The following is a 14,857-nucleotide window of genomic DNA, read 5'->3' as shown; positions in this document are numbered from 1 at the left end:
AATTGGTGAGAAATACCGAATTACATGGGTGATTTTAATGTAAGTATGAGCGTCAAAAATTGATTTTGTGCTTTTCTCAGGCTTACCAAGTCCAACGATAATTTAAAGTAAAGGTTCGACCCCTGGAAGCAACAGCATAGGAATCGTCATAACCTCCATTAATTTGGTTAACAACATTTAAGTATTGGTTATTCAACAAATTCCTGACACCCAAACTCAGTGTCCCATTACCAAGTTTCAAACTACTAATTAAATCCATGACCAAATAACTATCTATACCAACAGGGTCAATTCCTGCATTAAAAGCACGGTCTCTACTACCAATATATAATGCTTGCAGTCGGTTATTCCAACCAGGCAAAGTTTCATTTTCCAAATATGCTGTGAGTTTCAGAGGTGAAATTTCATAGCCAGTAATTGCCACAAATTCACCTGTTTCTGAGTCCTCCCTGTCCCCTTCACTCCAAGTTAATGTACTTCCCAATTTCCATTGATCATTCGGTTGCCAATCTACTGCTAATTCAATACCATAATTGCGTTGAGGAGCGCGTAATATTCTAAAATCGCTACCAAAATCTTCAAATTGAATTGTAGTACCTAAACTCGAATAACTATAAAATCCAGCTAGGGAAGCTTGAAAATTTCTCCACTGTCCGCGAATCCCTAATTCGTAGCTATCAACTTTTTGTGGTGCTGATAATTCCACATCTTCAGCAAAATTGAAACCCGCTTGGGGACGCTGTACTATGCGCGAAATATTAGGAAGTGAAAATCCTTGAGCAAAATTAGCAAATAGACTAATTGTTGGTGTGGCTTTGTAAACTATTCCAGCATTAAAGACTACATCATCTAAAGTTTTCTCCCCACCTCGATAAGATAATGCAGTTTGTCCATCTACCCAATTATCAATTACAGACACATTGATATTTTCATAGCGTACCCCACCACTCAGGGATATATGTTCACTGGCTTCCCATTTTACTTGCGAAAATAAACCCAAGTTTTTAATAGTGAAAGGAGCAATACGAATTGATGAACCGATTTTTCGTGCTATTCTTCCACCACTGTTGTCAAATTCTTCAACATCGAATAAATCGTAATCTCCTTTGCTATCTTCGCTTGAATAATCTGCACCCCATAGTAAGTTCAAGTTACTGGATAAAGGTGTATCCAACTGTAAACGTCCCCCAAATCTTTCTGAGGTAACTACCGAACGACCAATATCTAAAATGCTATCTGGATCAAATATGCGGTTATCAAATAGGGTTGCGGCTGTTTTAGTTTGACGATAATAAGCCTGTGCTTGTAGTTGACTATTCAGGATATTATTGTGGGTGTAATCGAGTTGAATTACTGTGCCTCGGTTAAAAGGATTTGAGGAATTAACAAATTCGACTGGTCTATCTAAGAGACGTGCTTTTTGAATGCCTGGTATTTCTCCTACAGTTAAATCATAATCTCCATACTGATTTTGATCATCATTAAAGTAATTGGCTGTAATTTGCAATCGCTGTTCCGAACCCAATTGAAAACCCAATTTTCCTAAAAAGTTAATTGAAGCACTCTCGGCTTCTGCGTCACCAAATAATGGAATGCGATCGCCTTCTGCATCAAAGGGTGTTCCAAAGCTATCACGGGTAAAGGATGCGATAAAATCTACTCCTCCTTTTTGACCGGAAATACCGTAATTAACAAAGTTACCAAAACTACCAGATTTAAAGTTACCAACGGAACGTATACCAATCTCTGCGTTGGACACTACTTTATCTTGGTCAGGTCTTCGGGTAATAATATTAATCACCCCACCCGCAGCACCATCACCATAAATCGCACTCGGCCCCCGTACCACTTCGATCCGTTCAATCGCCACAACATCAATCCGACGTAAGTTAGCTACAGAGGTATCATTATCGATGTTAGAACTAATGGGTACTCCATCCACCAATACTAATGGTGGTCTTCCTCTCAAGGTCTGAGCAAAACTTTGTTGTGATTCAGAACTAGCTCCTAAACCGGGAATCGTATTACTCAAAATTGTTTGTAAATCTCGATTGACTGTAGTTTGTTGTTCGAGTTGCTCGCGGGTAATGACTGTCACAGAACGCGGTACATTTTGTATATCTTCCTCAGTTCTTGTCGCTGTCACCACCAACTCAATTGGTTCATCATTGTCTGCTGTTGGCTGTTCTGATGGTGTTTCACTGGTTGGGGGTGTGGGAGTAGGAGTGATACTTGTTTGCGTAGACTCTTGGAGAGACACAGCAAAAATTAAACTCTCATCATTATCAAATAATTCTACCTTGGGTAAACTTGTTTCACCCGTGACTGTCACTCGGATAGTATTTGCATCAATATTGGTGACTGTCACCAAACTAATACCACTACCAGGATTTTCTTGACGAAATTCTCCACCAGATGCCAAATTTAACTGAGCATTAGGAATATCAATAATAAAACTATTCCCTTCACTCCGATTCACAGTTTCTAACTTATCTGAATTTTTTGTTTGTAAAATTACCTCTAGTTCTTGATTTGTTAAATTGAGTTCGACTCCAGTGATAACTCCCGGTGTTGGTGTTTGTGCTAACTTTTGAGTGATATTCGACTGAAGTATATTACTCTGAGTAAGCTTTTGCTGCTCCTCTGCCCTCGCTGATTGATGTGCTACTAAGATGGATAATACAGCACCTAAACATAAACAATTTAATAATCCGTTGCAAGTCCTCATCCTACCCCACACTCCATGTTTTCAGACGCAAGATCATCTGCAACACTGACCAAGATAGACTAAATCTATTCAGCAGTGCTGCACACTGTTATTAGTAATAATTGTCAAATATTTTACGTTAATTACATAGACAGCGAAAGTTAAAAGTGTGTCCCAAACGGAACTTTTTGTTGCTCAAACGGAACTTCTGGAGATGTAAGCACTAGGACTCACGCCAAACTGTTTGGAAAAAGCCCTGACAAATGAACTACGTGATTCGTAACCTACAGCTTGAGCAACTTGAGTCACATTCATTTGATATTCCCGTAATAGTTCTTGAGCTTTTTCCATACGGTATTTATGTAAATAGCCAAAAGCTGTAGTGCCAAATACTTCTTGAAATCCTTTTTTTAAACTACAGTCATTCAAGCCGACTTGACGAGCTAAAGATAATAAAGATGGTGGTTTGTTAATGTTACTAATTAGAATATCTCTAGCTTGATAAATGCTATCTATTTGATAGGATTTAAGTTGTTTAGCTCCCCGTCGCTGAGATTGTTTCGTAAAATTCTCTAACCGCAAAGCTAGTAATTCTAATATTTTACCTTCCAAATATAATTGCTTAGTTAAACCTTGATAGGGGCAATGCAGAATTTCACGTATGATACTCTGTATTTTTGGTGTTGTCATATCTATATGCAGATAATCTAATTCATCATCTTCTATTTCTATGACATCTTTTAATGGTGCAGGTAATAAATCAATTTGATTGGTAATTAAACTTTGAAATATAGACCACTCAATATGAATATCAAATTTTAAAATTCTATTTTGATTTTGCCATTTAATCAAATCTTCCTGACCCGAATCTGCATAACAAGATAAAAAATTTTGACCAGAACGCACTCTTTCATTATAATTATTACCCAAAAGACTAAAACTCAGTTCTAAATATTTCATTGGTTGAGCAGAAGATGTTTTGATCACCAAATCATCATGCAGGGTATAGTCATCGATTAAAATAGATATTCCCGGACGCAGGTGATACCAATGTCTGTAGCCATGACTCATCCCCTTGGGGTCATGTATCTGAAATTCGTAAGTTTTTGGTTGAAAAGAAGTGCAATTGTTCAGCAGATTTGTAGACCATAAATGGTGACAATCTGCTGATTCTTGTAAAACAAGTGTCATGAAACTTGGGATTTGGCATTAATTACATAGTATAGATGAGAAATAATATCATTAATTAGAGTGGAAATGAGTATCAAGCGTTACAAATATTGTCTATGGTAAGTAGAACAACACCAAACTTAATGTTGCAAAAAACACCTAATAGTCCACCAAGATAATTTTGCTAAGTAATACCTCTAATTGTTGCCTTGGTGGACTACTAGTTGTCCAAATAACACCGAAGCAGGGCCTTTTAACACTTCTATGCGTTCAATATTGACAGTTTCTTTATATACAGGTGTATCAGTCTTAGTAGCCGTTGCAGCGTTTTGTACACTATAGCTATCTTGTTGTCCTGTTACTACCAACAATCTGCTGATTCCTGAAGGATGAGTACCATTTACTTAAGAAAATAGAGACTGATAAGAAATTATATCATTAATTTGGTAAGTCTCAGAGTTGCAACAGCAGGAGATATAATATGCCGTGTCATGGAAGCAGAGTCTGCACTAGACAAGATAGTTCCATCTTGATACACTAAATCCTACAGATATTTGAGAAAGTTTATCTATAGCCTTCTCAGTTAATTGAGATGAGGCGTTTTGTAGGGTAGCGCATGGCGAATATTATTTCACTGGCAGATTACCAAGAATTTTGGAGAGAACGCAATCAAAACACTAGACAACCAGATCCATCAGACCCATCTGATATTATTAATATCTGTCCTCAACAATTTGGTAGTGGATATGAACGTTGGATTGAACTGCGGGACATTAGTTTATTAATTATCGATGCGGAATTTCATCATGATTTAGTGATAGAAAAAAACTCTTCAGATAGTTTTACTGGTGGGTTAGAATTTGGATTTCATCTTTTAGGTTCTTGGAATAATATTCATGGAGGAAATAATTTTTTTCAAAGTGGAGATTTTCACCAGAATCAGGAATCAGAAATTTTGCGATCGCAGCGACTTTTAAAAGTAGATATCCATCCCGAATCCCCTGAATTACTGCATAGTTTCATTACAGGTGGCTTAAATTCCATATCGCCGAAAATTATTAAAAATCTCCTTGAACCTGATCAAGAGCCATATTTTCAAATAGATTATACCACTCCAGAAATGCGAGTTGCCCTAGAACAAATTATCAATTGTCCCTTTACAGGCTTAACCAAAAAAATTTATTTAGAAAGTAAATGTTTAGAAATAATTGCCTTGAAACTGGAACAATTAGCCACCAATGAAAATAATTCTACAAAAGCCACTGCTTTAAAAAGAGATGATATTGATAGAATCCATTATGCCAAAGAAATTTTAACCGAAAATTTAGACAATCCTCCTTGTTTAATAGAACTAGCCAGGCAAGTAGGATTAAACGACTATAAACTCAAGCTAGGTTTTCGCCAAGTCTTTGGTACAACTGCATTCAGTTATTTACACCAACAACGCATGGAAAAAGCACGCCAATTACTTTTAGAAGGCCAAATGAATGTCAAAGAAGTAGCGCGTGCTGTTGGCTATACCAATCAAAGCCATTTTGCTACAGCTTTTCGTAAGCAATTCGGCACTAACCCTAAATCCTATGATTTGTTACTAAGAGCCTGAAATACAGCTATTACCTGTTATTTTTAGTAAAAATCCGTCTTTGGTTCAAAAAAATCCGTCTTCGGTTCAATCAAGTCTTCAAAATCACCTTCATTGTAGATTAAGCTTCTTGAAAAAGATTCTTAGCTATAAAAATTACACCCTCTGGGATGAGAGGCTGGTCTAGGTGAGGAGATTATGAGGAGACAACCGCAATTATTGATGGGTTTATGGTTAGCAGGGGTAGTAATTACTGTACAACCAGCTTGGGGTAGTGGAAATCCTCCCTTGTCTGAAGGCGGTAGTACCTCTACAAACCCTCAAAAATTACTATCTCAAGCATCCACACCTCAATCTCCAATTCTGATTAATGGAGTGCGGATTGATACAACAAACCAAGGCATAGAAGTAATTTTAGAGACTAAGCAAGGCGAAAAATTACAAGTAGTAAATAGCAGTTCAGGGAATAGCTTCATAGCTGAGATTACCAATGCTCAATTGAGTTTGCCTTCAGGAAATACGTTTCGGCAAGAAAAACCTGTTGCGGGTATTACTGAAATTACAGTTATTAATAAAGATAGTAATACTATCAGCATCACTGTCACGGGTGAGGTAGGAACACCCACTTATGAACTATTCGATAGTGATGCAGGTTTGATATTAAGTGTGACACCTGTATCACCTTCCGCATCTCAACCAGAAACGCCAGCACAGGAAAAACCAACTACAGAAACTCCCACAGCACAACCAACAGCTGAAACTGATGCACCCATTGAACTGGTAGTTACAGGTGAACAGGATAGATATCGAGTCACGGAAGCATCAACCGCCACAAAATTGGATGTACCACTGCGGGATGTTCCAGCATCAGTGCAAGTCATACCCAAAGAAGTCATTCAGGATAGACAAGTCATCAGACTTAACGAACTAGCAGATAACGTCAGTGGTGTACGTCCTCAAGAAACCTATGGCGGACTAGCATCTCAAGGTTATTTCATTCGTGGTTTTAGCACAAGTTTTGAAACCTTGCGGGATGGCTTTAGAGATTTTGGTTTTTTTAGTCCCCGTGATGTCGCTAATATTGAGCGTGTAGAATTTCTCAAAGGCCCTGCATCAGTTTTGTATGGTAGTGCTACTAGTCCTGGTGGTGTACAGTTACCTGAGTTTCGTTCTCAATTTTCCTTCCCTGGCAGTATTCTGCACGAACTCGGTATTTCTATGCCAGATGCTCAAAGTCAGTTAATGAAAACTCCTGATGATACTTTAGTCATCCTCAACTTAGAACGGATAAACTTACTCGATGCTGATGTTTTATTTGTGGCTGTCGATCCTGGTGCTAGGGATTTATTTCAGAAATATCAAAATACTCGTCTTTGGCAAACTTTGAATGTAGTTCAGAATCAGCGAGTTTATAGTGTTGATTCTAGTTACTGGATTTTTGGTAGTATTCTCTCAGCTAATGCCATAGTTGATGATTTATTTAAGTATTTACTAAAACAAGCATAATTGATTGCATCTACCAAAAATCACTATCTATAGGTTCTGAACCAATCAGAAAATCAAAATTACCTTCACCTCTGCTTTGTTTAAGCGTTTCTATAATTTTTTGTGGGCTATCGTAGGGGCCACTAACATAGCATGGTTTGCCATCACGACCGCATTCAATACGAATGCTTCCATCCCAATTTCCGATGTGTGAACGTGATTTTTCAAAGTCTTTGTGTGGTTGAAATCCTAAGCTTTGTGCATATTCATAAGCACTAAATATCATACCTTGAGCGACTTCAAGAGAAATCTCTTGCGGTTTTTCAGGAAATGGCTGGAATAGTAGTTCTGCAAATTCTTGAAATTCTCTTTTGTCTAATGTACGCGGTGTTGTGGCATCTTTAATCCCTAAGCACCAGACATCTAAAAGATAACTGCAAACTGCGATTTGATTGTACCGAGCAGTTCTGGCAATAACAACTAGTCCTAAACCGCGCTCAATAGACCCCTTGTCCTTTGCAGGTACAATTTTGGACAGCAGGTTTTTGATGCTATTATCTGATGAGTCTTTAGGCAATAACTGGACTAGATTATCGCTTGCTAAACACTTGTAAACTGGGTCTAATTCCCCTTTTGCCAATCTATCTAATGTGGTTTGCTCTGCTTGATTTTTCAGTGCTGTGTTAACGTCTGATACTTTAATACCTAGTTTTCGAGCTATTTGCTTGGGTGTTAAATTTAATGCCCGTAAATCAATGATTTGTTGTTGTGTTTCTGTCATAAATCACTTACTTTTTATAAAAAACATAGGCAAAAGTATTAAATTAAATATCGTTTTTATTAATTTAATTTCCAAAAATTAATTATATTTTGCTCATAAGACTTAAACAAATAAAAAAACTCGTAAAAAAATATATCTCAAGACGAGGTAAATAGATAGTAAGCTTAAGACTCCGTAACAATTTTACCCAAATACTTGAGGAATCTTAAAACTAGCACTCAGCATTTTCGCTAAACAATCACCTGATCATGGTCTGGAAGTATCTTTTCCACATCCCGCAGCACAGGTACAAAGAAACCCAGGAAACCAACTAGCAACATACACACAGCACAAATCACATATAACAGGGCAATTCCTGCACCAGTACCAGTCCCAAATAATCCGCCGAGAAGAGCAACTAGAACACCACCTGATTGTAAGGCAGGTGTAAAAACTTGATCTGCCAATGGCCCTGCTATTAAATAGCCTACCGCAGAACCGATCTGTAAAAGTAGCGATCGCGCTGCAAAAACTCTTCCTTGCACATCGGGGGGTACTTTCGCTAACCAAATAGCACTATCCGAACTACCATTCAACGGGAAATATTTATAAAGTGAATGTTAAGTAGGGTGTGTTACGGCAGTGTGATGATTTGAGTATGAGCGACAGTATAAATTGCCGTAACGCACCATGATTATGCGGTGCGTTACGCGTTGCTTTAACGCACCCTACAGTTGGGATATTTTTTTTGTGGAAGTCCCTTAGCTGTGTTATTTTACTACATATATTGAGGTTTTTTCAGATAATGAAACCAGATTCCTCTAGGTAATATGAATCTAGGCTTTCAATTCAAAATCAGTCTTGAAAAGATGAAGAAAAAATTTTTTAATTTTTGGTTGTCGGTTTTATTAAATATATTAATATGTGTTTTAGTAACTCCAACTTTTGCAAATATTCCTCAAAAGACAATCATCAATCAAGATTCACAATCAAACATTGCTGAAAGTCAAAAATTATATGAAAGTGGTAGATTTGCTGAAGCTGTACAAATATTACAGCAAGCAGTTCAAGAATATCAACACCAGGGAGATAATTTAAAACAAGCTGTGGCTTTGAGTAATTTATCCTTAGCTTATCAACAACTTGGTGATTGGCATCAAGCACAATTAGCTATCACTAAAAGCTTGGAGTTACAAAAAAATCACAGTCAGAATTTAGCAGTTTTAGCACAAACACTAGATATTCAAGGACGCTTACAACTATCGACAGGTAAGCCAGAATTAGCTTTAACTACTTGGAAACAGACTGAAGATATTTACACTCAGCTAGGCGATAACAATGGTATTGCACTGGCACGACTTTATCAAGCTCAAGCGTTACGCAATCAAGGTTTTAATCAGCAAGCTATTAAGCAATTAGAACAGGTTAATCAAACTCTCAAACCTCAAGATGATTCTTTAGCAAAGGCAGGCGTTTTACTGTCTTTGGGTGATACATTAGAAAATGTGGGAGAGTTAGAAAAATCTCGTCTAGCTTTAGAAGCAAGTTTAGCAATTTATCAACGGTTAGAATATCCAGAGAATATTGCTTTAACTCTACTCAGTTTAGGAAATAATGCGCGCATACAACAAAAAAAATCTCAGGCGATCGCATTTTATCAACAAGCATTTAATATCTCACCTTTACCCCTAACAAAAGTTAAAGCTAGGCTTAATCATCTCAATTTATTAATTGCACAAAAACAACTTGCAGCCGCACAAGTTTTAATCCCTGAAATTCAATCTTTGCTCTCACAACTGCCACCGTCGCGCCCTTCAATTTATGCCCGGATTAACTTTGCTCACAGTTTAGGTAGTTTGAATACTCCCACATCCCAAATTGCTCAACTCCTAGCTACAGTTTTACAACAAGCCCGGAGTATAGAAGATATCCGCGCTGAAGCTTATGCTTTAGGTAATCTTGGTAGCCTGTATGAAAAAACACAACAAATTTCTGAAGCAATTAACCTTACACAACAGGCTTTGATATTGGCACAAAGCAGCAACGCCCCAGAAATTATATATTTATGGCAATGGCAATTAGGTAGATTATTAAAAGCCCAAGGTAATTTTACAGGAGCGATCGCAGCTTATGACGCAACTATAGAAACATTAGATTTACTGCGTACTGATTTAGCAGCAGTTAATCAAGATATTCAGTTTAATTTCCGCGATAATGTCGAGCCAGTTTATCGTGAGTCGGTGGCTTTACTACTAGAAAACTCTGGAGAAAAACCTGATATTTCCACATTAGAGAAAGCCAGAAACCGCATTGAGGCGTTACAGTTAGCAGAACTAGATAACTTTTTGCGGGAAGCCTGTTTACAAGGGCAGAGAGTAATCTTAGATCAAATAGTAGATCAAGACAATCCCAACACTGCCATACTTTATCCAATTATTCTGCCAAAACAACTGCAAGTAATTGTGAAAATTCCTCAGCAACCACTGCGCCATTTTACAATTAACAAATCCCAGGCAGAAATTGAGCGTAATTTGGCACAAATACAAGAATATATTTTAGAACCGGATAGAACACAGGAAGTCCAAACCCTATCACAAGAAGTCTATAACTGGTTAATTCAACCTATTGCCTCTGATTTAGCCACCAGTCAAGTTAATACTTTGGTATTCGTATTAGATGGAGCATTCAGAAATATACCCCTAGCTGCCTTATACGACGGTGAAAAATATTTAGTTGAAAAATACGCTGTGGCTTTAAGTTTAGGGCTTCAGCTATTAGCACCCAAACCTTTAGCAGAAAACCCTGTGAGTGTATTGGCTGCCGGTTTAGTAGAACCACCACCACAATTTCCCACATTTCCGCCCTTACCAGGAATCAAGTTAGAATTTGACTTGATAGCTCAAACAGGAGCATCTACCAAAAAATTACTAAATCAAGATTTTACCAGTACCACTCTCGAAAAAAACGTTAATACTGTTCCTTTTAATGTCTTACATTTAGCAACTCACGGCCAATTTAGTTCTCGTCCAGAAGATACCTTTATTTTAGCCAGTGATGGTTCTATTAATGTTTTACAATTTGATAACTTACTGCGCTCTCAGAGCGAAACTAATACACAAATTTTAGAATTATTAGTTTTGAGTGCTTGTCAAACTGCCACTGGTGACAATCGTGCTACATTAGGGTTAGCAGGCGCAGCAGTTAAAGCAGGCGCACGTAGCACACTCGCTTCCCTATGGCACATTAATGATCAATCTACTGCTATCTTAATTGGTGAATTTTATAGTGAGTTAATCAATAGTAAAGTAACTAAAGCGGAAGCTTTACGCCGCGCTCAAGTCAAACTATTAAGAAGTTATCCTAATTATAGTCGCCCTGGTTATTGGGCTGCCTATGTGTTAGTTGGTAATTGGACTTGAATAATTCGTAATTCAGCCTGGCGTGATGTGAATTAGGAAAACCTTCTATCGGCAATTAAACAAAAATCAAGATATAGATGTAGGGTGTGTGACGCTGCGAAAGTATGTGAACGTAGTCACGAGACTGATAGCTTCACGCACCAACCATCAATTGTGACACTTGCATAAGTCCTTAAAGCCCTTACACCCCTACACCCCTACACCCCTACACTCTTACACCCTTACACCCTCTGTTTCTTGAAAATTTTTAGCAATCAATTCACCATATACTACTAAAGTTTCTTGATGCACTCGCCCAACGGTGAGCCATTCTAAGTTTTGTTGTGCTTGCTGTTTCCACTGGTATAGTATGTGAGGATTTCTGAGTAAGTTTGCTAAGGCTTGGGCTATAGCTTGACTATCTTTAGGTGGAACTAGTATACCTGCTTGTCCACCTTCTAAGGCTTCAGGAATGCCATCTACGTTGGTGGCAACAATAGCACAGCCGGCTTCTCTGGCTTCTGGAATGACTAGCGGGGAAGGATCACGATGGGAAGCGAGAACGAAGATATCAGCTGCTAATAGATAACGTTGTGGTTCTGGTTGAAACCCTTCAAAATGAATGCGATCTTTGCAAGGTGTATTTTGGGCTTTTTGGAAGAAAATTTCCCTATCTGGCCCGTTTCCTACTATATACAGGTGTGCTGGGGGAAATTCGGCGGCTATTTGAGCGAAGGCATCAATTAGTTCACTGATACCTTTGCGGTGATACATCCCGGCAACTGTGGCGATCGCTGGTGTTTTTAGTTCTACAGGCTGGTATTCTTTAATATTACGGGTGCGAATGCTGCCTAATGTGCCATTGGATATCACCCGCAACTTATGTTCTGGTATTCCCCGTCTCGCCATTGATTTAGCTACGGCTTTGCTGACAGCAATTACCCTATCTGCTATTCCCATCAGTATGGCACTGCGTTGAAATTCGTTGTGTACTGTCGCTACTAAAGCATAACTATCACCAGCTTTGAGAATTTTTCCTAATACAACGCCTGTCATCATATGGGCGTGGACAATATCAGGCTGAAATTCTTTAATAATTTCTCGATAACCCCTCACCGCATGAATTAAATTAATTGGTGTTCTAGTTTGATCTAATTTAAAGTGCTGAACACCATACTGTGCCAATAATATTTCATATTCTCCACCAGCAGAGGCAATAGCAACATCATGACCACTTTTTGCTTGCAAACAAGCTAAGTCTACGGCTACATTTACAATGCCATTACCTATTTCTCGGACGTGATTTAAAATATGTAGTACACGCATTTACTTCCCAATCTTTTGTTTCAGTTTAAATAATGAGTGATAATTCTTCCCCTGCCCCCTGCCCCCTGCCCCCTGCTCCCTGCTCCCTACTCCCCACACCCCTCATTTCACCCCGGTAGGCGATACATCATCACCTTGCCTTTGGCATTTTCTTCTACAAATACTAGATACTCACCATTTGAGCGTTGAAAAGCACGGATACCATAGGGTACATCCACCCAGCCAGTTTCATTGTTGACTTCCGGGCCTGGTTTTAATATTTGCAGTTGTTTGCCTGTAGTGGCTTTATATACATAAACTTCGGCCTTTTTACTATCTACAGCAAAAACCCTGTCTCCGGCTATATCCATTGATTTGATATGTAGTTTGGGGTTGGTGTTGGGATTATAAGGCAAGGCTATACGCCAACGCAGGTTTCTTTTTTTACTCCAATTGTCGTAGCGGATGATTTCTGTTCCAAGTAACCCCCAATCACCGTCTAAGTTGGGGCGATCGCTAGTATAACCTCCTAGATACATGACATCTTGTTTAGGAATATACTTAATTCTGGTGAGGGTTGTGAAAGGTGCTGGCATGGGTATTTTTTCCCCAGTACCTTGGCCATAAATCGGACAACCATGAGTATCTAATTTTTGATAAGGATAGTGTTTGATATAGCCTGCTTCGGCGGCTTGCCAAATATCTCCTTTGCTGTCAACTTCCCAACCCCAAACAGAAGCATCTTCTTTCCCCAAAACTTTATATTCATTGGTTTGAATTGAACCATCCCCATTGACATCCCGCCACAACCAACTACTGTTTTTGGGTTGATTTGCTGGCCATTTCAGGTGGTTTTTGCCGAAAATACCACAGGGAACGGCAATTTCCCCATCAAAACGGTAGATTAATAGACGTTCTGCCATCATTTCTGAGGAGAGATACATTAACCGTTTTCCCCCTAGGCGGCGGATAAAGGCGGCTGTGGGTGTGGTATGTAGTCTACCATCGTCAGGATAGCGGAATTTATCTAAGGTATAGGCTTTATATGTCCATTCTTTGCCGTTATTCTTGCTGTAGTCCATGACAAAGTGTTCATTTTTAGTAAACACATCTTTGCCATCAGTATCAGGATCTGCATCGGCGTTATCTAAGAATTGTAAGCCGAGTAATCGCCACTGGAGTTTTCCGGTTGGGGAAAATTTCCTTAAGTCTGCACCAGTGCTATTAAAACCATGATTGCTAATGTAGATATTTCCGGCTGTATCTGTACCTACTCCGGTAATGCCGTAAAGTTTAGCGTCTTTGACTTGTCCACGAATACCGCTATAAATGCCCCCCTTATCGCCAAAAGTGCCTGTCTGTAGTGGTTTTTTGGCAATATTATTGTAAATTAATACTTGTTGACGCTGGCTATTTTCTGCAACTAAGAGTTGATCTTTGGGAGTGATAGCGATCGCAGTTGGTTGCACTACGTCTGTAATTTGTTGTGGTAATTTCTGCCCTTGGGGAGTATAACGGACAATTTTCGCTGGGGTTTTGTTTTGTTTATGCTGTACAATCCATAAATTATTTTGGCGATCAATTGCGATCGCTCCTGGATTAGTCACGCTAAAATTGCGTAGTTCCTGCATAGTGTCGGTATGATAAACGCGGATGCTATTACTACCAACATCACTGACATATAACTCGTTACCCCTAGTTGCTAATCCCGTAACTTCGTTTTTAGTATTAATGATTAACATACTTTTATCCCAACCACGCCCCCCAGTAAAAGGGGCAGGTTTACCGGATAAATCATAGCGTCTGACACAATACCAAGTTGTACCTTGAGGTGGATAATCATCCTCTGGTTTCCCTTCAGGAGATTGCTTCATCCCTACATAAATGTATTTTTGATTGGCGGTAATTGCTATACCTCCCAATCTACCCCAGCCATGTAAATCCTCGACTTTACCAATCACATCCCCATTCTTATAAATACCTACTTCTCGCCCCGCTTCATCCCAACGACTATTGACGTAAACCGTACCATCTGGGGAAACATACATCCCTTCCATTTGGATTTGTACCCACTTCTTACCGCCAAATGTGTTACCTATCCAAGAAGTTTTGTAAGCTGGTTGAGTTGATACTTTGTAACTAGTAGCTGGGACTTTATTTAAAGTCGAAGATATAGGACTAGCCAGGGGATTAATAATAACTACTATAGCTAAAGCTAGTATAAAAAGATATATTTTTAAACCCCGAAAATTTCTATGACGAGATATTTTATTGAGATATTGATTACAGTTGTGATAAATATTGCTTAACTGTGTTCCTATTTTATTTTCCATAGTTAGCTTCAGTGTTAATTAGTTTCCATTCATCCAAACCCTGAATAATTTTCTCAGTCAAATAGATGAACAATGTTTGATTTTTGACAACTGAATTATTAAGCTGATTTTTGGTAG

Annotated in this window: 10 protein-coding genes; 3 read left to right on the top strand and 7 right to left on the bottom strand. The window is 38.6% G+C overall.

What is annotated here, in order from left to right:
* Positions 1-82 precede the first annotated feature (82 nt).
* The 3 genes from ACPZ3T_RS09000 to ACPZ3T_RS08990 all read right to left on the bottom strand — a co-directional run bounded on the left by ACPZ3T_RS09000 (position 83) and on the right by ACPZ3T_RS08990 (position 4,248).
* On the bottom strand, positions 83-2,728 hold the full coding sequence (locus tag ACPZ3T_RS09000) for a TonB-dependent receptor domain-containing protein (RefSeq protein ID WP_490275362.1): 2,646 nt from the start codon (positions 2,726-2,728) through the stop codon (positions 83-85).
* Positions 2,729-2,902: 174 nt separating this feature from the next.
* Positions 2,903-3,898, bottom strand: coding sequence for a helix-turn-helix transcriptional regulator (locus ACPZ3T_RS08995; protein WP_490275360.1), 996 nt, complete (start codon positions 3,896-3,898; stop codon positions 2,903-2,905).
* Between the two features lie 176 nt (positions 3,899-4,074).
* Positions 4,075-4,248, bottom strand: a complete 174-nt coding sequence (locus ACPZ3T_RS08990) for a hypothetical protein (protein WP_490275358.1) — start codon at positions 4,246-4,248, stop codon at positions 4,075-4,077.
* Between the two features lie 245 nt (positions 4,249-4,493).
* Here ACPZ3T_RS08990 and ACPZ3T_RS08985 point away from each other — a divergent pair, with 245 nt between their 5' ends.
* Together ACPZ3T_RS08985 and ACPZ3T_RS08980 are read left to right on the top strand one after the other, a co-directional pair.
* Positions 4,494-5,480 (top strand): helix-turn-helix transcriptional regulator, encoded by a 987-nt coding sequence (locus ACPZ3T_RS08985; protein ID WP_490275356.1) that lies wholly within the window; start codon positions 4,494-4,496, stop codon positions 5,478-5,480.
* Positions 5,481-5,657: 177 nt separating this feature from the next.
* Positions 5,658-6,965, top strand: coding sequence for a TonB-dependent receptor plug domain-containing protein (locus ACPZ3T_RS08980; protein WP_490275354.1), 1,308 nt, complete (start codon positions 5,658-5,660; stop codon positions 6,963-6,965).
* Positions 6,966-6,975: 10 nt separating this feature from the next.
* On the opposite strand, the gene ACPZ3T_RS08975 is transcribed toward ACPZ3T_RS08980, so the two are convergent.
* Both ACPZ3T_RS08975 and ACPZ3T_RS08970 read right to left on the bottom strand, forming a co-directional pair.
* Positions 6,976-7,725 (bottom strand): helix-turn-helix transcriptional regulator, encoded by a 750-nt coding sequence (locus ACPZ3T_RS08975; protein WP_490275352.1) that lies wholly within the window; start codon positions 7,723-7,725, stop codon positions 6,976-6,978.
* 230 nt (positions 7,726-7,955) lie between these two features.
* Positions 7,956-8,300 carry a hypothetical protein gene (locus ACPZ3T_RS08970; protein ID WP_490275350.1) on the bottom strand — a complete coding sequence of 115 codons (345 nt, stop codon included), beginning with the start codon at positions 8,298-8,300 and terminating at the stop codon, positions 7,956-7,958.
* Positions 8,301-8,573: 273 nt separating this feature from the next.
* Between ACPZ3T_RS08970 and ACPZ3T_RS08965 the strand changes: the two genes are divergently transcribed.
* On the top strand, positions 8,574-11,123 hold the full coding sequence (locus tag ACPZ3T_RS08965; protein WP_490275348.1) for a CHAT domain-containing protein: 2,550 nt from the start codon (positions 8,574-8,576) through the stop codon (positions 11,121-11,123).
* A 213-nt stretch (positions 11,124-11,336) separates the two neighbouring features.
* On the opposite strand, the gene ACPZ3T_RS08960 is transcribed toward ACPZ3T_RS08965, so the two are convergent.
* On the bottom strand, positions 11,337-12,428 hold the full coding sequence (locus ACPZ3T_RS08960; RefSeq protein ID WP_490275346.1) for a glycosyltransferase family 4 protein: 1,092 nt from the start codon (positions 12,426-12,428) through the stop codon (positions 11,337-11,339).
* Positions 12,429-12,535: 107 nt separating this feature from the next.
* The gene (locus ACPZ3T_RS08955) at positions 12,536-14,740 is read right to left on the bottom strand and encodes an NHL repeat-containing protein (protein WP_490275344.1); all 2,205 of its coding nucleotides are present in this window, start codon (positions 14,738-14,740) and stop codon (positions 12,536-12,538) included.
* Positions 14,741-14,857 lie beyond the last annotated feature (117 nt).

The organism is Aliinostoc maniaoense (genome assembly GCF_058172895.1).
Note: the sequence above shows the minus strand (reverse complement) of the source record. Positions and strands in the feature narration are given on the sequence as shown.